Annotated in this window: 20 protein-coding genes, 1 tRNA gene and 2 pseudogenes; 13 read left to right on the forward strand and 10 right to left on the reverse strand. The window is 66.6% G+C overall.

Going from position 1 to position 20,191, the window contains the following annotated elements:
* Positions 1-41: 41 nt before the first annotated feature.
* A complete protein-coding gene (locus MVF96_RS02770) occupies positions 42-1,502 on the reverse strand; it encodes an adenylate/guanylate cyclase domain-containing protein (protein ID WP_078111767.1) in 1,461 nt (486 codons plus the stop codon).
* A 172-nt stretch (positions 1,503-1,674) separates the two neighbouring features.
* On the opposite strand from MVF96_RS02770, the gene MVF96_RS02775 reads away from it, so the two are divergent.
* The 4 genes and pseudogenes from MVF96_RS02775 to MVF96_RS02790 all read left to right on the forward strand — a co-directional run bounded on the left by MVF96_RS02775 (position 1,675) and on the right by MVF96_RS02790 (position 4,257).
* Positions 1,675-2,961, forward strand: a complete 1,287-nt coding sequence (locus tag MVF96_RS02775) for a DNA polymerase III subunit delta' (protein ID WP_058251106.1) — start codon at positions 1,675-1,677, stop codon at positions 2,959-2,961.
* A gap of 77 nt (positions 2,962-3,038) precedes the next feature.
* A pseudogene (locus tag MVF96_RS02780) lies at positions 3,039-3,164 on the forward strand (ArsR family transcriptional regulator); the annotation flags it as partial.
* A gap of 283 nt (positions 3,165-3,447) precedes the next feature.
* Positions 3,448-3,972 carry an SRPBCC family protein gene (locus tag MVF96_RS02785; RefSeq protein ID WP_058251108.1) on the forward strand — a complete coding sequence of 175 codons (525 nt, stop codon included), beginning with the start codon at positions 3,448-3,450 and terminating at the stop codon, positions 3,970-3,972.
* 105 nt (positions 3,973-4,077) lie between these two features.
* Complete coding sequence (locus tag MVF96_RS02790) at positions 4,078-4,257, forward strand: hypothetical protein (RefSeq protein ID WP_058251156.1); 180 nt, start codon at positions 4,078-4,080, stop codon at positions 4,255-4,257.
* 95 nt (positions 4,258-4,352) lie between these two features.
* On the opposite strand, the gene MVF96_RS02795 is transcribed toward MVF96_RS02790, so the two are convergent.
* On the reverse strand, positions 4,353-5,195 hold the full coding sequence (locus MVF96_RS02795; protein ID WP_058251157.1) for an alpha/beta fold hydrolase: 843 nt from the start codon (positions 5,193-5,195) through the stop codon (positions 4,353-4,355).
* A 154-nt stretch (positions 5,196-5,349) separates the two neighbouring features.
* On the opposite strand from MVF96_RS02795, the gene MVF96_RS02800 reads away from it, so the two are divergent.
* Complete coding sequence (locus MVF96_RS02800; protein WP_247451131.1) at positions 5,350-5,910, forward strand: TetR/AcrR family transcriptional regulator; 561 nt, start codon at positions 5,350-5,352, stop codon at positions 5,908-5,910.
* A gap of 110 nt (positions 5,911-6,020) precedes the next feature.
* Positions 6,021-6,737 carry a phytanoyl-CoA dioxygenase family protein gene (locus MVF96_RS02805; protein WP_247451133.1) on the forward strand — a complete coding sequence of 239 codons (717 nt, stop codon included), beginning with the start codon at positions 6,021-6,023 and terminating at the stop codon, positions 6,735-6,737.
* A gap of 22 nt (positions 6,738-6,759) precedes the next feature.
* Here MVF96_RS02805 and MVF96_RS02810 read toward each other — a convergent pair whose 3' ends face one another.
* The 7 genes and pseudogenes from MVF96_RS02810 to MVF96_RS02840 all read right to left on the reverse strand — a co-directional run bounded on the left by MVF96_RS02810 (position 6,760) and on the right by MVF96_RS02840 (position 12,261).
* Positions 6,760-7,914, reverse strand: a complete 1,155-nt coding sequence (locus tag MVF96_RS02810) for a hypothetical protein (protein WP_247451135.1) — start codon at positions 7,912-7,914, stop codon at positions 6,760-6,762.
* A 108-nt stretch (positions 7,915-8,022) separates the two neighbouring features.
* The gene (locus MVF96_RS02815) at positions 8,023-9,288 is read right to left on the reverse strand and encodes a Fic family protein (RefSeq protein ID WP_065630523.1); all 1,266 of its coding nucleotides are present in this window, start codon (positions 9,286-9,288) and stop codon (positions 8,023-8,025) included.
* Positions 9,289-9,592: 304 nt separating this feature from the next.
* Positions 9,593-9,668, reverse strand: a tRNA-Thr gene (locus MVF96_RS02820).
* A gap of 83 nt (positions 9,669-9,751) precedes the next feature.
* Positions 9,752-10,602 (reverse strand): annotated as a pseudogene (locus MVF96_RS02825) (esterase/lipase family protein).
* Between the two features lie 60 nt (positions 10,603-10,662).
* On the reverse strand, positions 10,663-11,088 hold the full coding sequence (locus tag MVF96_RS02830) for a VOC family protein (RefSeq protein ID WP_137808633.1): 426 nt from the start codon (positions 11,086-11,088) through the stop codon (positions 10,663-10,665).
* 112 nt (positions 11,089-11,200) lie between these two features.
* On the reverse strand, positions 11,201-11,629 hold the full coding sequence (locus MVF96_RS02835; RefSeq protein WP_137808689.1) for a helix-turn-helix domain-containing protein: 429 nt from the start codon (positions 11,627-11,629) through the stop codon (positions 11,201-11,203).
* A gap of 50 nt (positions 11,630-11,679) precedes the next feature.
* Complete coding sequence (locus MVF96_RS02840) at positions 11,680-12,261, reverse strand: hypothetical protein (RefSeq protein WP_137808632.1); 582 nt, start codon at positions 12,259-12,261, stop codon at positions 11,680-11,682.
* A gap of 223 nt (positions 12,262-12,484) precedes the next feature.
* On the opposite strand from MVF96_RS02840, the gene MVF96_RS02845 reads away from it, so the two are divergent.
* The 5 genes from MVF96_RS02845 to MVF96_RS02870 all read left to right on the forward strand — a co-directional run bounded on the left by MVF96_RS02845 (position 12,485) and on the right by MVF96_RS02870 (position 17,609).
* Complete coding sequence (locus tag MVF96_RS02845) at positions 12,485-13,360, forward strand: DUF8176 domain-containing protein (RefSeq protein ID WP_247451136.1); 876 nt, start codon at positions 12,485-12,487, stop codon at positions 13,358-13,360.
* 41 nt (positions 13,361-13,401) lie between these two features.
* Positions 13,402-14,607, forward strand: a complete 1,206-nt coding sequence (locus MVF96_RS02850) for a hypothetical protein (protein ID WP_247451138.1) — start codon at positions 13,402-13,404, stop codon at positions 14,605-14,607.
* Between the two features lie 1,106 nt (positions 14,608-15,713).
* Complete coding sequence (locus MVF96_RS02860) at positions 15,714-16,175, forward strand: enoyl-CoA hydratase (protein ID WP_171011527.1); 462 nt, start codon at positions 15,714-15,716, stop codon at positions 16,173-16,175.
* Positions 16,176-16,181: 6 nt separating this feature from the next.
* Positions 16,182-16,889 carry a hypothetical protein gene (locus MVF96_RS02865; RefSeq protein WP_226512323.1) on the forward strand — a complete coding sequence of 236 codons (708 nt, stop codon included), beginning with the start codon at positions 16,182-16,184 and terminating at the stop codon, positions 16,887-16,889.
* Between the two features lie 48 nt (positions 16,890-16,937).
* A complete protein-coding gene (locus MVF96_RS02870) occupies positions 16,938-17,609 on the forward strand; it encodes a VOC family protein (protein WP_247451140.1) in 672 nt (223 codons plus the stop codon).
* On the opposite strand, the gene MVF96_RS02875 is transcribed toward MVF96_RS02870, so the two are convergent.
* The gene (locus MVF96_RS02875) at positions 17,610-18,326 is read right to left on the reverse strand and encodes a GntR family transcriptional regulator (RefSeq protein WP_065630516.1); all 717 of its coding nucleotides are present in this window, start codon (positions 18,324-18,326) and stop codon (positions 17,610-17,612) included. It abuts the gene before it with no gap.
* Between the two features lie 107 nt (positions 18,327-18,433).
* Between MVF96_RS02875 and MVF96_RS02880 the strand changes: the two genes are divergently transcribed.
* A complete protein-coding gene (locus MVF96_RS02880) occupies positions 18,434-19,177 on the forward strand; it encodes a phosphonatase-like hydrolase (protein WP_137808624.1) in 744 nt (247 codons plus the stop codon).
* Between the two features lie 47 nt (positions 19,178-19,224).
* Positions 19,225-20,190: a phosphate/phosphite/phosphonate ABC transporter substrate-binding protein gene (locus MVF96_RS02885; protein ID WP_247451142.1), complete on the forward strand. Its 966-nt coding sequence runs from the start codon at positions 19,225-19,227 to the stop codon at positions 20,188-20,190.
* The last annotated feature ends 1 nt before the right edge of the window (position 20,191 follow it).

The following is a 20,191-nucleotide window of genomic DNA, read 5'->3' on the forward strand; positions in this document are numbered from 1 at the left end:
AAGTCCCTGCTCACACCTCAGGGGCAGGGGAGGGTGGTAGCTCAGTCCCGCCGGTCCGGCTCGAGGTGCGGGCGCGCGAGGAGCGTCTCGATCCCGCGGCCGCGGAGTTCGACGCCCTCGCCGATCTCCCAGTGCTCGGCTTCCTCGTGAGACGCCAGGAAGACCGCGCGTGCGGACCCGAGGACGCGGGTGGGTTCGTCCTTCGCGAGCTCGGTGAGGCGGGCGGCCTCGTTGACCGGGTCGCCGATGACCGTGTACTCCAGTCGCTGCTCGGCGCCGATGTGGCCGGCGATGGCCTTGCCGGCCGAGACGCCGATGCCGATGTCGGTGTCACCGAGGGTCTCGTAGAGCTCGGCCCGCAGCTCGCGCGCGGACGCGAGTGCCCGGCCGGCGAAGTCGTCGAGGTCGAGCGGCGCACCGAAGATGGCGAGCGCCGCGTCGCCCTGGAATTTGTTGACGAACCCGCCGTGGCGACCGACCACGCCGACGACGACCCGGAAGAACTCGTTGAGCAGTTCGACGATCTCGCGGGGCGGCCGATTCACCGCCAGGCGCGTCGAGCCGACGATGTCGACGAACAGGACGCCGACGTAGCGTTCCTCGCCACCGAGTTCGGTGCCGGTCTCGATGGCCCGCCGCGCGACGTCCTCGCCGACGTAGCGGCCGAACAGGTTGCGCAGCTGCTGGCGTTCGCGCAGGTCGGCGACCATGTCGTTGAATCCGGCCTGCAGCAGGCCGAGATCACTGCCGTCATAGATCTTCACCGCGACGTTGAGGTCGCCCTCGCTGACCTTGGACTGTGCGCGGCGCAGCTGCTTGATCGGATCGTTGATGGCGGCGACAACGCGCACGATCGCGATCACGCTGAACGCGAGCGCCGAGATCGCCATCCACAGGATCGGCCGCTCCAGGCCGGTGGAGTCGGCCTCGATGATGCCGAGCCGGTGCAGCACGATCATCCCGATGATCACCAGCATCGGGGCGACCACGCTGATCACCCAGAACGCGGTGATGCGGGTGGTGACACTGGGCGCGATGGCGTTGTCGGGATTGTTGGCCATCGCCGCGACCGTGATCGGCCGCATGACCTTCTCCGCCTGCATGTAGCTGAGCGCACACGTGACCATCGCGCCGATCGTGCTGGCGATCGCGACGATGAAGGCGTTCTTCGACGAGACGGTCAGGTTGACGAGCGTGAACAGCGTGCCGCCCACGACCCACAGCGCGGCGTTCACCGCGGTCAGCAGCATCGGTAGCGCGAGGGCGCGGCGTCGTGCGGCCTCGTTGTCGAGTCGGGTGCGACGCCGATGCCAGATGAGCACCGGTAGCGAGAGCTGGATGCTGGCGAAGCCGCCGATGACCATCGCGATCAACAAGTAGGCAGCGAAGATGACCTGGTTCAGCGCGGTGATCTCGTCGAGGCTGATCGAATCCTGGATCGGCATGCCGAAGCGCAGGAACGCGAAGGTGAACAGTGCACCGACGAGGTTCGCCCGCAGCATGTCCAGCGCGAGAATGGGCCACGGCGTATGAATCAGCCATCGGGCCAGATGCAGGCCCTTTGACCACCGCGACCGTTGTTGAACCACGGAGACTACGGTAGCTGGCTGCTTGCAATCGTTAAACACGGTTCCGCGCCTCAGGCGTGTCCGAACTGCGGATTAGGGTGTTGCTGTGACAAATGTCTTCGATCGGCTGACCGGGCAAGAGGCCATCGCCGACGATCTGCGGGCCGCCGCACGGGCCGCCCGTGCTCTTGCGGCGAGGCTCGACGCGGGTACGTCGGACGACCTGTTCCTCGCCGACGACGAGATCCCGGCCGTCGATGCGGGGTGGTCGCGGGCGTCGATGACCCACTCGTGGCTGTTCACCGGACCACCGGGCAGCGGTCGGTCGGTGGCCGCGCAATGCTTCGCCGCGGCTCTCCAGTGCCAGGCGCCCGACGCCGCGAACGTCGGCTGTGGCGAGTGTCGTGCGTGCGTCACGGTGATGGCGAAGACCCACGCCGATGTCCGCCACGTCGTGCCGGAGGGGCTGAGCCTCGCCGTCGGCGCTATGCGCGACATCGTGCAGGCCGCCGCGCGCCGGCCGGGCACAGGGCGCTGGCAGATCGTCATCGTGGAGGACGCCGACCGGCTCACCGAGCAGGCCGCGAACGCACTGCTGAAGGTCGTCGAGGAGCCGCCGTCACGCACGGTGTTCCTGCTGTGTGCGCCGTCGGTGGACCCGGAGGACATCTCCGTGACCCTGCGGTCGCGCTGCCGGCACGTCGCACTGGTGACGCCGACGACCGCCGACATCGAGCGGGTTCTCGTCGAGCGCGACGGTCTCGATCCGGAGCAGGCTCGGTGGGCGGCGTCGGTGTGCGGCGGCCACATCGGGCGCGCGCGTCGGCTGGCGACGGATCCCGAGGCGCGCACGCAACGCGAGAAGGCGCTCGGGCTGGCGCGTGCCGCCGCCCGCGACTCGACAGCCTATGCCGCTGCCGAGGAGCTCGTCCGGTCGGCCGATGAGGCCGCCAAGGCGATCAGTGCCGAACTCGACGCGGCCGAGACCGAGGAGATGAAGACCGCGCTCGGGGCGGGCGGTACGGGCAAGGGCACCGCGCGGATGCCGCGCGGAAGTGCCGGCGCGCTCAAGGAACTGGAGAAGCGGCAGAAGTCGAGGGCGACCCGGGTCGGACGCGACGTCCTCGACCGTGCCCTGGTCGACCTCGCCGCGCTGTTCCGCGACGCGCTCGTCGTCGGCGTCGGCGCCCAGGTCACCGCGATGCATCCGGACAAGGCCGACGACCTCGCGAATCCGCTCGCCGGCTACGCCAAGCCCGAGCAGCTGCTGCAGTGCGTCGAAGCCGTGCTCGCGTGCCGGGAGGCCCTCGACATGAACGTGAAGCCGAAGTTCGCCGTCGACGACATGGTCGCGCGAATCGGACTCGCGCTCGCGCGCCCGGTCGGGGCGTAGACAGCTTCACCCTTCTCTATTGGTAACTCATGTGTTACCAATAGGACGTGGATGACTTCGAGGCGATCGCCGACCCGGTGCGTCGTGCGCTGATCGAGCGGCTCGCTCGCGGGTCGGCGCGCGTCGTCGATCTCGCGGCCGACCACCCGATCAGCCGGCCGGCGATCTCGCGTCATCTTCGCGTGCTCGGCGAAGCAGGCGTTACGACGGCCGTCGACCACGGCCGGGAGCGGCATTACGAGCTGGCGTCCGGCGCGCTGGCCGGGGTCCGGGCGTGGCTCGACGCGGTGGACTCGGCGGTTGCGGGTTCGCACGCCGTGGACTCGGACGGCGTGGACTCGGACGGCGTGCAGCCGAGATTCGACGAGCGTCATCTCGACGCGCTCGACCTCGAGGTGCGACGTACCGTGCGCGAGTTCGTCGATGAGGAATCCGCGAACCCCCTCTTGCACAGCCCGATTCAGGCAAACGACACAAGGAGACAGGATGACTGCCGACATCGCGGCCACCGGCCGCCGAGAGGTGCGGGCCGGCGTGCCGCACGTGGTGCTCGAGCGGACGTTCGCCGCGCCGATCGACGCCGTATGGGCGGCGATCACCGAACCCACGCGGCTCGAACGCTGGATCGGCACGTGGGCGGGCGATCCGGCCGACGGGTTCGTCGACTTCCGGATGACCGCCGAGGGCGAGGACGTGGAGTCCGAACGGTTCACGATCCTGGAATGCGATCCGCCGCGCCGGCTGGTCGTCGAATCGAAGTCCCCGGCCCAGGACGGGGGTGAGGACGTGTGGCGGCTGGAACTGGACCTGGCCGAAGCCCACGGAACGACGACACTGACCTTCGCTCAGGGACTGCCAACGGCCGACATGGCCGAGAACGTGGGCCCGGGATGGGAGTACTACCTCGACCGTCTGGTGGCGGCCGAGGCCGGCCGTAGCGTCGCCGAGGTCGACTGGGACGCCTACTACCCGGCGCTGTCGTCGTCGTACGCGGACATGTTCCGGGACTGATCGGTCGCGCGCCCGGACTCCGATCGCCGGAGGGTGACGCGGGCCTCGACCTATCATGAGGTCACGGTCGCGTGCCGCGGCCGGACGATGAGCGAGGAGCGAGCGATGTCGGACTTCATCCGCAAGATCAAGGAAGATGCCAAGGCCGTCTCGGCCGCCATCGATCAGGAACTGACGGTGCTCGAGGGTGTTCCCGGTTACGACCCCCTCGCCGACAACAAGGACGCCAAGGCGTCCGACGAGAGTGCCGACGATTCGGCGCCGGTCGACGACGACGCCCGGTAGGGACAGACGGCAAACGGCCGCCGGATGGAGAATCCATCCGGCGGCCGTCCTGCTGTCACGCGGGTGTGCTCACTGCTGAACTCACCCCGGGGTGCTCACTTCTGAACGAACCCCAGCAGCGCCTCGTTCACCTCGGCGGCGTGAGTCCACAGCAGGCCGTGCGGCGCATCGGGGACCTCGACGTACTCGGCCTCCGGAACGGCCTGGTGGAAGCGGCGACCAGTGGCATCGATCGGCAGGATGTTGTCGGCCGTGCCGTGCAGGATCAGGGTCGGCTTGCCCGAGTCGCGCACTGCGGCAACATCTTCGCGGAAGTCCTCGATCCAGGCGGGGACGACCGAGTAGGCGGCGACCGGCGCGCTGCCGACCGCGGTGTTCCAGTTCGCATCGACGACCTCCTGGGTGATGCGGGTGCCGAGGTTGTCGTCGAGGTTGTAGAAGTCCTTGTAGAACTGCGTGTACCAGGCGTAGCGGTTCTGCTTGGCGGCCGCGGCGATACCGTCGAAGACGGACCGGTCGACGCCTTCGGGATTGTCGTCGGTCTTCACCAGGAACGGTTCGAGCGACGCCAGGAACGCGAACTTCGCGACCCGGTCGGTGCCGTGGTTCTTGGCGTAGCGGGCGAGTTCGCCGGTGCCCATGGAGAATCCGACGAGGATGACGTCGCGGAGGTCGAGCGTCTCCAGGACGGTGTTCAGGTCCGCGGCGAAGGTGTCGTAGTGGTAGCCGGTGCCGACCTTGCTCGACTTCCCGAACCCGCGACGGTCATAGGTGATCACGCGGTAGCCGGCGTCGATGAGCTCGCGCGCCTGCAGTTCCCAGCTGTTCCCGTCGAGCGGATAGCCGTGGATCAGCACGACGGCCTGGCCGGTGCCGTGATCTTCGTAGTACAGCTCGACGTCGGTGGAGTTCTCGGTGCCGACTTTGATGTAGCCCATTGCGATCACTTCTCTCTGTTGAGGCGACCCGATCGGGATCGGAATCGATGCGGCGGGCGGGAGAACGGTCGTTCTCGCCGGTGATTGCTACACTAGAGAACGATCGTTCCCCGCGCAACCCCCAAGCCGGGAACCGGCAGTAGAGGAGATCGAGGTGGCCGACGCCGTGGACCCGCGCGAGCAGGTGGTCCGTGCCGCTGACCGGCTGTTCAACGCGCACGGGGTCCACGCGGTGGGGATGGACAAGGTCCGCGATGCGGCGGGGGTGTCGCTGAAGAAGATCTACTCGATGTTCCCGTCGAAGGAGGCGTTGATCCTCGCGGTGCTCGACGATCGGACCCGGCAGTGGAACAGCGGGATCGCCGCCTGTGCGGAGGGGCTGTCGTCGCCGCGGGAGAGGCTGCTCGCCGTGTTCGACTTCTTGCTCCAGTGGTTCGGCACCGACGAGTTCCGCGGGTGCGCGTTCATCAACGCCTACGGCGAGCTCGGGGCCGAGATGCCCTCGGTCGCCGCCGCGGTCCGTGCGCAGAAGGCTGATTTCCAGCGTTACGTCGCGGGTCTGGTGGCGGAGTTGGGAGGCCCCGACGGCCTCGGCGCGCAGCTGTCCATCCTCGCCGAGGGGGCCCAGACCACGGCGGCGATCGCGGGCTCGGCGCGTGCCGCCGACGATGCACGAGCCGCCGCCGAAGTCCTGATCGACCAAGCTCTCCCGTAGTCGATTCCAGAGGGCCTGCGGCCGTGAGCTTCTCGACGGTTCGTGATCTGCCGCCCTTGGTGCGGCGAAAATCGCTCGCGGGAGACGCCCGATGGTGGGAGGCTGCGACGGTGATCGACGTCGACAGGTTCAGCGCAGACGGTTTCCTCAAGATCGAGCGTCCGTCGCTGCGCGAGGCCGCGGACCGGGCGCGGGCAGGATTGTGGGCTCAGCTGGGTCTGTCCGAGGACGACCCGGACGCCTGGACCGATCCGGTGCGCTGGGCGTCGGACATGGTGGGGGCCGGCCCATTCGGGTTGCTCGCGAACAGTCCGGAGCTGACCGAGGCGCTCGATGCGATCTGTGGCGTCGGCGGTTGGACACCGCGCGGCGCCCTGGGCAACATACCGGTCCGCTTCCCGCTGCCGCCGACGGTCGATGACCGCGGCTGGCACATCGACGCCAACACACCGCGCGAGGACGGATCGTGGGTGGTGAGTCGACGGCCCCACACCGTGCTGATCCTGACCCTGCTCTCCGAAGTCGGACCGACCGACGCACCGACACGCATCCGGGTGGGGTCACATCTCGACGCTGTCACGGTTCTCGACAACGACGGGATGAGCCCCTTCGACGCCGGTCCGCTACTCGACGCCGCGAGTCGCGAGCGTCGCGTCGCCTACGCGACCGGCAGTCCCGGTGACGTCTTCGTGGTCCATCCGTTCACCGTGCACGCGGCTGACGAACATCGTGGTGCGACTCCACGTTTCATGGCGCAGGGGCCGGTGATGCTGACCTCGCCGTTGTCGCCCGACTCGGCAGCACCACTGGCGTCGGTGTTCGGTTGAGCAGCTGATCTACGACGACGGATCAGGCGGCGGATTCCGAGGATTCGCTGCCGGAACCACCGCGGTCGGAAGAATCGCTGTCGTCGCCCGCGCCGGAGCTGTCACCGCTCGTCGAGTCGGATCGGGAGTTGCCCGAACTCTCGGACGGACCGTCGTCGCCCGCTTCGCCTGAGTCCGGTCCGGTGTCCCCGTCGTCTTCGACATCGGCGGACTCGGTCGGCAAGTCCTGGTCATCGTCGACCACGATGTCCCGCAGGGTTTCCCGGCCCACGTCCCGTGTCTCGACGGTGTTCCTGGGCGTCTCGGCATCGGCTCCGGCGTCGGATGTGGTGTCGCCACGGTCGGTGGTCGGCTCGATGGGCCGTCCGCGGGGTGGTTCGGTGACCTCCGGCTCGCTGCCCGTGCCGGCATCGGGACGTGGCGTCTCGACAGGGCGGTCCGTCCGGGGCGGGTCGACCTTCCATCCGATCGACTTCAGGAGTGCCGAGACGAGCGGGATGGTCTCCAGCCAGACTCGAATGCTCCACGGCCCGCGCGGATCCGACACCAGCACGATGATCGGCCCGTCGGTACCCGGCGGGGGAGGAGTCAGGCTGGTGCCGCCCTCGGGTACACCGGGCGCGCCGGGCCCGCCGGAGCCCTGGGCGTCGCCGGTGTAGACGACGAACGGACTGTTCGCGTCGAGTCCGGCGATGACGGTCATGACCGCCAGGTTCTGTTGCACCGCACGTTCTTTGAGTTCGTCGTCGAGCTCCGTCGACAACACTGCGCGGGTTCGGGGACCGCCGGCGATGATGGGGCCGACCGAGTGCGGAAAGTCGATGACCAGCGTTCTCGGTGTACCCGTGGAAGACAGGTCGCGTGTCATGGGAGCGGCCGGCCCGCCGGTCGGTGTCGCAGCGACGGACGGGGCGGCGGGGCCGCCGGCGCCCGGCGACAACGGGATCGGTTGGCTCCACCCTGTGGTCGATTCGGTGGCCACCTGGACGGTGTCCGGCGCGGCGAGAGCGTGGACCAGGGTGGTCACGTTGATCGATGCGACCGCGGTCGGGATGACGGTGGCCAGCGAGAGCGCGCCGAGGGTGAGAGAGGCGTTGGAGAGGCCCGAGGGTCGTCGAAGAGGGCCGACGCCGTCGTTCTCGACGGCGCGTCGCGTGCCGCGCCGATATCCTGCCACCCCTGGGCCCCCTCTTTGTCGATCAGATATTAGACGACGAGTGGGCAGCTCGCTGTCGTCTGAATGACACAAATCGGGACATCTACTCGGAGGGTCAGCTACTGGAGATCACGGTCCTTCCAGATCCAGCAGCGCGGCCACCCGCTGGGTGAGCCGGAAACGCAGCGGTTTCCTCGTGACGGTCTCGATGATCCCGGCGTCGTCCAAGAGCTGGAGTCGCGGTCGGACGAACTGACTGGATCTTCCCAGCACGTCGGCCAGGGTGTTCGATCGGACGGCGCGGTTCACATCGAAGTAGTAGGCCTGGCCGAGGGTGTACAAGATCGCGCCGAAGTCGTCAGGACTTATCGGCGGTGACGACTCGCGGTCGAGCCCTACGCTGAGCGGAAACTGTTCGTCATCAACCAGATCGCGAAGGCGTGCCCTGAGCGCCTCGATCTTCTGCCGACGTTCGGAGAGGTCGAGCAGCAGCCGATGTTGTGCCTCGGCGATGATCTCCAACATTCTGATCAAGAAAGGCGTCAGATCCCCGCGATTCAGTGGATTCTCCACGTCCGCGAACGCGCGATAGTAACGGTCCTTGTTGTCGGCGACGGTCGCCGACAGCGCGAGGCTCGCGTACGGAGCGATCACCTGTCGGAGGTCGAGTGCGAGAAGGTAGCGCCCGGTTCGGCCGTTGCCGTCGTAGAACGGGTGCGTGTACTCGAAGATGAAGTGCGCAGCCACGGCCCTGATGAGTTGGGGGACCGAATCGTCGCGCGCCTGGCTCAGCATCAGGGTGAGCGCTGCGTCGATCGCTGACTCGGGCACGACTCCGGTATGCACGATTTTGGTCCCGGATTCGATCGATACCGGTCCCTGCCGGAACAGCCGCCCATCGGGAGCGTCTTCATCACGGATCTCTCCCGCGGTCACCGCGTCGTAGACAGCCCGGATGTCGTCCAGCGTATGCGGACTTTCGGCCTCGTCGTTGCCGATGTCGAGGTAAAGACGCGCCATCTCCGCGAAGCGCTTGTTTTCGATGGGTTGTCGCGCCCGGACGGCCCTGATCGCAGCACCGATCTCCTGTCGGGTCGAACGGACCTGTTCGATCTCGTTGGTCGCTTGGATTTCGTCGATGACCATGCGATGGAGATAGTGGGTCCGTGCTCGTCCTGGCAGATCTTTCCACTCGGACTGAATCTTCGGCTCAAAGCTCATGATTCGTTCGATCAGCACTGCGATCTCGGGGGTCAGCAGCGCGAACATCGGGTACTCGCCGATCATCAAGTCCCAGCGGAGGGCGGCGGGAGACTCGCGTCGGACCCGTTCCTCAGCGTCGGCGCCGACTTGATCGCGCTGGTGGAAGACGGACTTGAGCGTTCTGTATGACACTTGATCTATCTCCGCATCCATACGCAAAAGCGGGGTGGCCTGTATGGCCTATGTTATACAGAGACGGAGATAGATAAAATAAGGAACAGTCGGAGTGGCCTCTATTGTTCCAATGGTGCCCAGGGCTGCGTTCGCAGGGTCGGTCGACGGGGGTCGCGCACCGCGGGGCTGCCACACGCCCGCCTGTTCATGGTTGAACGAGTGAACTAAACGGCCTGCGGTCAGTGCGTCGAGGCGGCCGCGCGGCGGATTTCTGACGACGCAGGGGTGGGCCAGAACCGAGGCATGAGTGGCCGAGAGGAGATGGAGCCGCCCAGGGGAATCGAACCCCTGACCTATTCATTACGAGTGAATTGCTCTACCGACTGAGCTAGGGCGGCGTGCTACGCGAGGCAGCGCAGACGAGTCTAGCGAGGGTCGGGGATCGAACAAAACTCGGGTCGTCGAAGCCAGAGGGCCCAGGTCAACCCGGGAAGTCGGAACCGCAGACGACCGGCACCCGACGCTGCGGATCGAGTGCGTTGCGGACGAGCGCAGCGACGGTCGGGGAGTAGGCCATCCCGACGTGACCGATCTTCGACGCCGGGCACACGTCCTGGATCACCGTGTTGGTGATGTTGGGGCCGGGCGGCATCAAGGTCACGGTGTACGGCGTCGAGATCTCGTCGAATCGCGTCGCGAGGTTCACGTATCGGATCGAGCGATGCGTCGGACCCCAGTAGCTCTGACCGGGGGCACGGGCCGGTAGGCGGTCGGTGATCGACCCGACGCGGGAGTATCCCCGGTTCGACGCGGACAGCCCGACGATCGTGCCCACCTGTTCGGCGCGTCCGGTAGCTGGGTGACCAGTTGGGCGATGGCGCCGCCCTGGCTGTGGCCGACGACATCGACCTTCTCGGCACCGGTGGCAGCCAGAACCCGTCCGACAAAAGCCGAGACCACACGGGCGGACTGCTCCTTGTTGCCCAGCCCTCCCGTGTTGCCGCTCCAACTGGTCTGGCCGTAGGTCAGGCTGAAGACGCAGTACCCCGCGTTGGCCAGAGTCTGCGCGAGGTAGGCCCAGTTGGCACTCTGGTTCATGGCCGTCGCGTGCAGCAGCACGACCGGATTGCGTCCGTCCCGGTCGCGGCAGCTGAAGCGGTTGGCGCCGGCGGGCGACTCGGTTGCCGGGCTGAGATATCGAGAGGCGATGGCAGTCGGCGCATCCGTGATCACCGGGAACGGCGCGGCGTTCGCGGTGCCGGCCACGAGGCACAGACCTGCGGCGGCGAGCGCGAGCACAGCCGCCGTGACTCCGGATCGGATGCTGTTCATGGTCGGATTGTCGCCGACGACGCGGCGACGCGACCCGCGATTGCCGGAACGCCGGGCGGTCTAGGCGAGTACCTCGGCCAGTTGCGTCAGGCGAACACTGTTTCCCGACGGGTCGCGGAAACCCGCGTCGATGCCGTACGGCCGTTCTTCGGGTTCCTCGGTGAACTCGACGCCCCGCGCGGCCAGGGCCTCATAGTCCCGCCGACAATCGTCGGTGGTGAGGAAGACCGTGCCGGCGAAACCCTTCGACATCAGGCTGCGGATCTCCTCGGCGACGCCGGAGTCGATGGCCGGTGGGCCGGGGATGCCCATGAGCACGATGCTCACGTCGTCCTGTTCGGGCGGACCGACGGTGAGCCAACGGAATCCGCCCATCTCGGGCAGGGACGCGTCCGATCGAATCTCGAGCCCGACCTTCGACGTCCAGAAGTCGAGCGCCTCGTCCTGGTCGTGTACCCACAGTTGGGCGCTGGCGATGCGAATCATGTTGTCTTCCTTCGCTTGGGGGATGTCGCGGTGGTGAGATCAACGTAGGTCGCTGCGGCCGTCGAGGTCTTCTCCCCGTGTGCTGTCCTCACCTGGTCCGTCGCGTGTTGCTTCACTTCCCGGGGGGGTACTCGGTCCGACTCGTCGGCGCCGGGCGCGAGTAGACGCGCAGAACGCATGCCGGTATCCGTGCGTACGTGGAGGCGGGCGGGAACGAATCCCGATATGCGGTCGGCGTCTTGCCGAATGCGCGAGTGAAGCTCGTGGTGAACGAACCGACACTGGAAAGACCCACCGCCATGCAGATGTCGGCGACGGTACGGTCTGTCGTTCGCAGCATGGCCGCTGCCCGTTCCAGTCGTCGAGTCTGCAGATACGCGTGTGGCGACTGTCCGTATGCGGCTGCGAAGGCCCGCGAGAAGTGGGCGCGGGACAGTTTCGCCGCGGCGGCCATGTCGTCGACCGTCAGCGGCTCGGCGAATCGCACGTCCGCGAGATCCTTGGCGCGCAGCAGGTGACGGGCCGGGTGTGCGCTGGGCATGAACTTGATGATGCCCACGTCGACACGTCGCCGTCGGATGTTCGGTGACCTCAGTCGCGGTCGCGACGCCGGAACTCGACGCCGCGCGGCGACAGTTCGTACCCGACGACGAGGCTGTCGGTCAGCCCGAGCTTCTTGAGCTTGGTGATGTCCTGCTTCAATCCTGCTCGGTCGGTGCCGAGTTCAGCCGCGAGGTCGGTCGACACCACGCCCGGGCGGCGCGCGATGATGTCGAGGGTTTCGCGGGTCCACGGCCCGTTCTTGGACCGGGCGTCCATCCGGTCGAGGCGGGTTCGGATCTCCTCCACGTCCGAGTCGGAGAGATCGTCGTCGGCGCGTAGGGCGATGCGCGGGTCCTCGCCGATGCACTGCAGTCCGATGCGGTAGGTCGGATTGTGGACGTTGACGCAGAGGGTGGCCCGGACGGCGTCGGCATCGTCGTATCCTGCGCGCCGCGCCTCGTCGCGCGTGATCCGTTCGGGGTCGACGCGTTCCAGAGACGTCACCTCGATGACGTGAGTCAGCGCGACGAAGCTCGAACCCGGATGTATGCGCGGATGGCCCCATCGCCGGAAGGCGAGGTCGACGGTACCGTCCGCGACCCCGCGGGCGACTGCGGCCGTGAGAAGCACACTCGCGACCCTAGTCAGCGCGACATCTGTGTGCATGAATTCGCAGCGGCAGGATCGCGTGTCACCCCTGTGGATGACAGCTGAGAACGTCCTGAGAGCTGTTGTAGGGTGTCCCGAGGTCAGCGACGGCATATGCCGACGTCATCGGGGGACCCCCTGCGTCGTGCCGTCGTTGAGTGCAACTTCACGACGACATGATCACCGGCCGGGGGAGGGATCTTTGGTGCCGCCGCGCGCTTCCGCACTGTGGTTCCCCGACGTCCCGCCGTCGCCCGCTTCCGACGCGACGCCAGCCGCCGATCTGGCCGCTCACCTGGCCCGATACCGCTCCGTCGGCCCAGCTCAGGTGGCCTCGCAGCCGTCCGCGGTGGCCGTTCTCGAGCGCCCGGTTCCGATGCTCGAGAAGCCGGTCCGGCCAGTGGCCGCGGCACCTCAGGTCGTCGCGCCGCGCCCGGCGTCGGAGCTTGACGCGTTCCTGGCGGAGGCGGAAAAGTCGGTCCGTGCGAAGCGGAAGAGCGGATCGGCCGCACGCGGTGAGAAGCCCGCACGTCTCGGTTCACCACTGCGAATCGCAGGTGCGGCAGCAGCGATTCTTGTGATTGTCGCCACAGCCTTGGGTGTGGTCCTGACGCGCGGCGGCGAGCCCGCATCGACGACGGCATCGACGTCCACCGCTGACGCCTCCGATTCGCTGTTGCCGTCCACGTCCGCTGTGGCGAGCGAGCCCGTCTGTACGCAGCGCCCGGTGGGGTCGGGGACGACGGTGTCCGACGGCGACGATGCCGGTAATCAAGAGTCGGGTGCCGGTGCGATCCGCGCCTTCAACCACGCCTATTACGTTCTGCGCTCGGCGAGGGCGGCACGGGCGGCCGCGGCGCCGGGCGCGGTGGCCTCTGAGTACGTGATGCAGCAGTACATCAATCAGCGTCCACTCGGTACCCGGCACTGTCTGACGGTCGCCGAGCGCGGCCCGGGCGAGTACTCGGTGGTGCTCACCGAACTGCAGCCCGACGCGGCGCCCATCACCTACCGCCAGGTCATCCGCACGACGACCATCGGCGGCAAGTCCTACATCCAGTCCATCCGATCCGTTGAGTGAGATCTCGCCCGCCGTGGGCGCACCAGAGAGGTAGTCGAGTAATGAGTCATAGTCGGGGTCGGCATCGGAAGCGTCGGGTGCCGAGTGGTCCATTGCTGTCGGTGACGTCGGCGGTGGTCGCGGTGTCGATCACTGCGGGCGCCGGGGCGGCGTTTGCGGTGCCGGAGCAGGGTGGCACGAGTCCGGGCGACACGGCTCCGGGGCAGGGTGGCACGAGTCCGAGTGATGTGTCGCCGGATGGTGGTGCCGGTGCTGAGGCGACGGTCGAGCCGGTCGTGGTTCCGGGGCCGGGCAGTATTCCGGGGCCGCCGGTGGAGGCGCCTTATCAGGCGTACACCGCGCCTGGGTCGTATTCGTATGACGAGCCCTACACTCCGTTGATCAACAATCGGGTGGCTCCGCGGGTTGCTCCGCCGGTTCGGCCGATCGCGCCGCCGCCGGAGAAGATCCGTGTGGGCAACTTCGTCACTGACATTCCGGAGGGGATGTCGAAGCGTGATGTGAACTCGATCAATGCGTGGTCGGCCTATGGCGAGGCGAAGATCGCGCAGGGACTGATTTCTGCTGGTGTTCCTGAGGATGAGGCGACTCGTCGTGCGGCCGCGACGATCATCGGCGTCATGGCCGGTGGCACGGCTGGTGCTGTCGCGCTTGGTATTCCGTCGGCTGTTGTGGGCGCGGTGGTTGGCGCCCCGATTGGTGCGGTGGCGGGTGCGATAGTCGGTGCCGTCACGACGGGTGGTGCTACATCGGGCATTAACGCACTCGGTGGAGCTGGAATAGGCGCAGCGGTTGGTGGAATCGGAGCTGGAGCTGCGGGGGCTGTGGTCGGTGCCGCTATTGGGGGTACTGCAGGTGGCCTACTGGCGTACTCGCTCGGGGCGGGCGACCCGGGTGCCGACCCAACCGAGCCGTGGCGTCAGCAGGGCCCGCGGCACGCGCTGCCCGAGTCTGGCCCGAACCAATTCGAATTCCACCTGACATCGGACCATGCGCGTCGCTCTGGACTGCCGGCTGTTGACTACGTGGTAAATCATCGCGGTGACGTCGATGCGACCGTCGGAGCCTCGACCTTCAAATGGTCTGGCATGCAAGCACGCTCGCCCTACGCGGTGTTCGGGCCTCAAGTCGAACGATCAGTCCGTGACTGGACGCGGGCGCAATCCGAGACTCTCAAGGATGCGGTCCCGGGTAGTGACGTGCAGTGGCCCGGCGAGGCCGACCACGCTAGCGCTGCTAGGAAATGATATGAAGCGCGCGAAGGATTACGTTAATCTCGGTCGATCAGCAAAGAGGTTGTGAAGTGAAAAAGGCAATCGTATCCGTGTTCGTTGTCGTAATCGCTACTTTAGGTGTCATTGTCGGCGCGGGCCAGGCGTCTGCTGCGCCGTTGCAGAACTTCAGTACAAACGGCACGACATTCGGTACGTTTGGTAACCATTCTTTCTGCCGCGGTGCTATTACATACAGAGTCGACGCCGTGGCTAAGAAACGTGGCGTTGTCAAGGTCACCGCGACTTCACACGGATTCTCGGGTCAGGGTCCTTCATGGAATCGGAATCCGAATTGCCGCTTCCTATTTCGCTCCGCTGTCACAAGTGTCCGAGGGATCGATATAGAGAAGTGGACGGTTGGTTCTTTCGGGCCGAAACCAGGGCAGAAGCAGACGTGGCACGTCGTGACCGGCTCCGGCCCCGCTTGGATGGGCATCACTACATATGCCGTCAACAGTGCCGTTCGCGTCCTGCAATCCCCTGCTGGACCCTCCTTCTTCATGACGGTGCCGTAGGCGTCGATCTGTTGCACGAAGGATCTGAATGAAAAAGCTCTTGATCTTTGTGGTCGCGCTTGTCTTGGCAAGCGTCGCTACGGTTGCTGGCGGTGGTCACGCAACCGCAGCCCCCATTCCCCAGCTATCAACGACCGGGAACAATTTTGGCACCTTTGGTGACCACTCCTTCTGCCGCGGAGCTGTCAACATCGGTCTCGATGCGCCGGCAGGGAAGCCCGGTGTGGTTCGAGTAACTGCACGGTCGCACGGCTTCACAGGCGACGGCCCGGGATGGAAGAAGAATCCGAGGTGTCGAGTCCTTTTTGCGACAACGTACACGAGCGGTCGAGGACTCAACATTCAGAAGTGGGTGAGAGCTGGCTTCGGGCCGCGACACGGTGAGAGCAAGACTTGGGACGTCCATACGGGTTCGGGTGTAGTCGTATTCGGCGTAACTGCCTACTCGACTAACAGCCCGATCGCCTCACCCCAGTCGTACGGGGCGGGTTTCTACCTGTTGGTCCCGTAACTGAGCGCCCGCAGAAGGTAAGGAGGGATCAAGTGAAACGATTACTCGCGACTATGTTTGTCGGCCTTATCGTTGGCGCGTTGTGCATGGCGGGCGTCAGTCAGGCGTCTGCGGCTCCGATTCCCCAGGTTTCGACCACCGGCTACAACTTCGGGATATTTGGCGACCACTCCTACTGCCGGGGTGCGGTTAACGCGACTGTGGATGCGCCGAAGGGTAAGCGGGGTGTAGTCAGGGTCACGGTGCGGTCGCACGGGTTCACTGGGGCTGGGGCGAGTTGGAAGCGTAATCCGAATTGCCGAGTGCTGTTTGGGAACTACTACACCAGCGTGCGGGGTTACAACCTGGAAAAGTGGGTTACCGCAACGTTCGGCCCGCGTCCGGGTGAGAAGAAGGTTTGGGAGATCAACACCGGCTCAGGTCCAGTCAGCCTTGGGTTCGGTGGGTTTTCCCCCAATAGTCCTGTTCGAGTCCCTTCCGGCTACGGTTCGACCATCTACATGCTCGTTCCTTGACCCCTGATGACCAACCCGACCACTCCACGCGACGGCGACCCGCAGGCCTGGGCCGAGCGGGCCGTCGTCGTGTGCGGGACTGCGGGAGGCGTTGGCACGTCGGTTGTCTCGGCGCTGCTCGCGGAGCATCGGGCGTCGTCGACGCTCGGCCTTCTCTCGTGGTGGGTGGATGCGTCGGGGAACGACTGCGACATCGAGCTGCGGCTCTGCGGGTCGGGTAACCCCGAACTGTTGCGCACGGCGTCGGGCACGGGTCTGTGGCTTCCGCCCGAGGAGGCGACGGTCACCGACGCCGTCGTCGAGACGTGGCGGCAGGGCGCGGTTCCCGTCGTCGACGCCGGCGCGCATCCGCTCACGCTGCTGCCCGAACTCGCCGAAGACGACCTCCCGAATCTCACCCCGGTACTCGTGATCGCGGCGCGACCCGACCTGCTCAACCGCGCCCGGGTCGTCTTCACCGAATGGGACCGGGCCGGGGTGCTGGAGAAGACCATCGTCGTCATCTCCGCCCAACTACCGGCCACCCATCAGGTTGGCCTCGCCGACATGCTGGTGAACGTGGTGTCCGGTGCGGTCGGCGGAGTCATCGGGCTCGACTACGACCCGGTCATCGGCGCCGGCACCGCCCTGGACCTAGAGGCGCGCCGCGGGTTCCTGCCGGCGACGCACCAGTCGATCGCGACACTGGCCGCGGCGACCACCAACAGGCACTGAGGCGCGCCCCCTTTCGCAATCCACCGGAACGGGGCAGCATGGGGCGACATGACCGGGTCCACTCGCTCACCGCTCACCACCGCCGAGGCCGCCGAGATGGTCGCCGATCCCTGGCGTGTCATCGCCGACCGACTCGCCGCCGCCTACAACACCGGATCGATGGTGCGGGGCGGTGAATTCGTCGCCAAGATCATCGACGCCGCCGAAGAGGCGAACCACCACCCCGACATCGACCTGCGCTACGGCACGGTGCATCTCGTGCTCACCACGCACAGCGCGCACCAGCTCACCGAAGCCGATGTCGCGCTGGCGAACCGGATCACGGGCATCGCCGCCGACCTCGGCCTCGAGCCGGTGTCCGCGCCCGTCACCCAGTTCATCCTCGCCATCGACGCCCTCGACATCCCGGCCATCAGGCCCTTCTGGAAAGCCGTCCTGGGCTACGGCGACGCGGCCGATCGCGAACCTGTCGACCTCGTCGATCCGGCTGGGCGCCTACCCAGCGTTTGGTTCCAGCAGATGGACGAACCTCGTCCCCAGCGGAGCAGGATGCACGTCGACCTGTGGATCCCGACCGACGAACTACACGAGCGGCTGCAGTCGGCCATCACCGCCGGCGGCCAACTCCTCACCGACGAGTACGCCCCGGCCTTCTGGGTCCTCGCCGACGCCGAGGGCAACGAGGTGTGCCTGTGCACCTGGCAGGACCAGAACTACTGATCAGTCGGCGTACATCGTCTGCGTGAACGCCATCCGGTCGCCCCGGTACAGCGAACGCCGATACTCGATGGGGACGTCGTCCTTGTCGTAGGACAAGCGGTTCAGCAAGAACATCGGCGTACGAGCGTCGACGTTGAGCAGAGCGGCCTCACGCGCGTCGGGCAACGTCGTCTCGATGGTGTCCTCGGTACGCCCGAAACGCACCCCGCGCCTACGGAATTCGGCATACAACGACGAGGTCACCTCGAAGTCGCGTTCGAGATCGGGGTACCGGAAGGCCGGCAGGCGTGTCCGTTCCAGCGCGACGCGCACCCTGTCGGTCGTGAAGACACGCTCGAGCTGGATGACCGGGTCGCCGACGGCGATCGCCAGGCGTTCGGCGAGCACCGCGTCGGCCGTCAGGTTCGTCCATCCCACCAGGATGCGACTGGTCTCCATCCCGCGCTCGCGGGCCGCCTCGGTGTACGAACCGATCGACAACGGTTGTCGGATCTTGGGACCCGCGACCACCGTCATCCGACCCCGGCGCTCGATTTTGCCGTCGAGCAACAGCTCTCGAAGTGCTTGTCGGATGGTCTCGCGTGACACCGAGAAGCTCTCGGCGAGATCGCGTTCCGCGGGAAAGGGATCACCCTCGACGAGGTCTTGAAGGAGTTCCTCCAGCCGGGACCTGACCACCTGGTGCTTGAGAACGCGCGGTTGCTCGGACAGGGTCATGCGACCAACATAGCAAATAATGGTCTAGACCAAGTGGCAACCGAGTGTTCACCTGGCGTTGGGGTAAGACACCCGAATTGGTCTATACCAAACGCGAGAGTGGGCTCATGCGTACAACCGATGACTTCACTGAGCCTGCTTCGGAACCTGCGGGGACAACCACCTCACACGACGGCACCTCGTCCGTCCAACTCGTCGTCTTCGACATGGCCGGCACGACGATTGTCGACGACGGGCTCGTCACCCAGGCGTTCGAGATCGCCGCGACCGCGGTCGGCATCCCGGCCGAGGGCGTGGAACGCGACCGCGCCCGCACCTACGTCCTCGACACGATGGGACAGTCCAAGATCGCGGTGTTCCGCGCGCTTCTCGGCTCCGACGACGCGGCCCGCCGGGCCAACGAAGCGTTCGAAGAGGCCTACGGAGAACTGATCGACGACGGTGTCGAGCCGATCCCGGGAGCGGCGGAGACCTTCGCGGACCTGCGATCGCGCGGGATCACTACCGCGTTCACCACCGGGTTCAGCCCGGCCACCCAGCAGCGGATTCTCGACTCACTGGGGTGGGCCGAGGTCGTCGACCAGGTCCTCGCTCCCACCGCCGGACTGCGCGGTCGCCCGTACCCGGACCTCGTACTCGCCGCCGCTCTCACCGCGCAGGTCGACGACATGGCCAACGTCGTCGTCGTCGGCGACACGTCGAGCGACATCGACACCGCACGGCGCGCCCGCGCCGGCCTGGCCGTGGGCGTGCTCACCGGCGCCCACGACGAGCACACCCTGCGCGCCGCGGGTGCCGATCGGGTGCTCGCGTCGGTCGCCGATCTCCCCGCTCTGATCACCGCCCCCTGACCCGCTCCTCGAACCGACCCCGCAACGTCCCGAAAGGCTGACCCCCGATGATGATCCGTAAATCTCCGCTCGCGATCACCGCCGCCCTCGCCACCACCGCCCTCGTCCTCGCCGGATGTTCCGGCGGCGATTCGGAAGCGGTCAACGACAATGGTTTTCCCGAGACCCTCACCCTCGCCGCGATCCCGGCCGAGAACTCCTCCGATCTCAAGGCCAGCTACGACCCGGTCATCAAGGTGATCGAACAGGAAACCGGGTCGAAGGTCGAGTTCGTGCAGGCATCCGACTATGCCGGCGTTGTCGAGGGGATGATCGCCGACAACGTCGACCTCGCCTTCTTCGGTCCCTTCGCCTACGTCGTCGCCGGCCTCAACGGGGCCGACATCACCCCGATCGGAGCCGTGGTGTCGGAGAAGGGCGCGGAACCGGGATACCAGTCCTACGGAATCGCCAAGGCCGACAACGCGTCCGTCAACAGCATCGATGACTTCGCCGGCAAGACGGTCTGTTTCGTCGACCCCGGGTCCACCTCCGGCTTCCTCTACCCGAGCGCCGGTCTCATCGAAGCCGGGGTGATCAAGTCCGGCACCGAGACCGACCTCGCCGCCGGCGTCACCCCGATCTACGCAGGCGGACACGACGCGTCGGCGCTGTCGGTGGCCTCCGGTGACTGCGAAGCCGGATTCGCCTTCGACTCGATGGTCGACAAGACCCTCATCGAGAAGGGTGACCTCCAGCAAGGACAGCTGAAGACGGTCTGGAAGTCGGAGATGATCGCGGGATCGGTGTTCGCGGCGAACAATTCGCTGGGCCCGGAAGCCATCGACACGCTCACCAAGGTGTTCACCGAGCAGGTCAACAAGGAGTCGATGGAAGCGGCGGGATTCTGCTCCGGAGACGAGTGCCTGATCACCGACGAGCGCGCCTGGGGCGTCGTGCCTGCCTCCGACGAGGACTACGCCGGTGTGCGGCACGTCTGTGACGTCACCAAGTCGGAAAAGTGTGCGAGCTGAG

This window comes from Gordonia hongkongensis, assembly GCF_023078355.1.
Lineage (GTDB): Bacteria > Actinomycetota > Actinomycetes > Mycobacteriales > Mycobacteriaceae > Gordonia > Gordonia hongkongensis.

Excerpts from the sequence above, each read along its gene's own strand:
- MVF96_RS02770 (WP_078111767.1), bottom strand. The coding sequence starts at position 1,502 with ATGCTGCGGGCGAACCTCGTCGGTGCACTGTTCACCTTCGCGTTCCTG.
- MVF96_RS02785 (WP_058251108.1), top strand. The coding sequence starts at position 3,448 with ATGACTGCCGACATCGCGGCCACCGGCCGCCGAGAGGTGCGGGCCGGC.
- MVF96_RS02790 (WP_058251156.1), top strand. The coding sequence starts at position 4,078 with ATGTCGGACTTCATCCGCAAGATCAAGGAAGATGCCAAGGCCGTCTCG.
- MVF96_RS02795 (WP_058251157.1), bottom strand. The coding sequence starts at position 5,195 with ATGGGCTACATCAAAGTCGGCACCGAGAACTCCACCGACGTCGAGCTG.
- MVF96_RS02830 (WP_137808633.1), bottom strand. The coding sequence starts at position 11,088 with ATGATTCGCATCGCCAGCGCCCAACTGTGGGTACACGACCAGGACGAG.
- MVF96_RS02835 (WP_137808689.1), bottom strand. The coding sequence starts at position 11,629 with ATGCCCAGCGCACACCCGGCCCGTCACCTGCTGCGCGCCAAGGATCTC.
- MVF96_RS02850 (WP_247451138.1), top strand. The coding sequence starts at position 13,402 with ATGAGTCATAGTCGGGGTCGGCATCGGAAGCGTCGGGTGCCGAGTGGT.
- MVF96_RS02860 (WP_171011527.1), top strand. The coding sequence starts at position 15,714 with ATGTTTGTCGGCCTTATCGTTGGCGCGTTGTGCATGGCGGGCGTCAGT.
- MVF96_RS02865 (WP_226512323.1), top strand. The coding sequence starts at position 16,182 with ATGACCAACCCGACCACTCCACGCGACGGCGACCCGCAGGCCTGGGCC.
- MVF96_RS02870 (WP_247451140.1), top strand. The coding sequence starts at position 16,938 with ATGACCGGGTCCACTCGCTCACCGCTCACCACCGCCGAGGCCGCCGAG.
- MVF96_RS02875 (WP_065630516.1), bottom strand. The coding sequence starts at position 18,326 with ATGACCCTGTCCGAGCAACCGCGCGTTCTCAAGCACCAGGTGGTCAGG.
- MVF96_RS02880 (WP_137808624.1), top strand. The coding sequence starts at position 18,434 with ATGCGTACAACCGATGACTTCACTGAGCCTGCTTCGGAACCTGCGGGG.
- MVF96_RS02885 (WP_247451142.1), top strand. The coding sequence starts at position 19,225 with ATGATGATCCGTAAATCTCCGCTCGCGATCACCGCCGCCCTCGCCACC.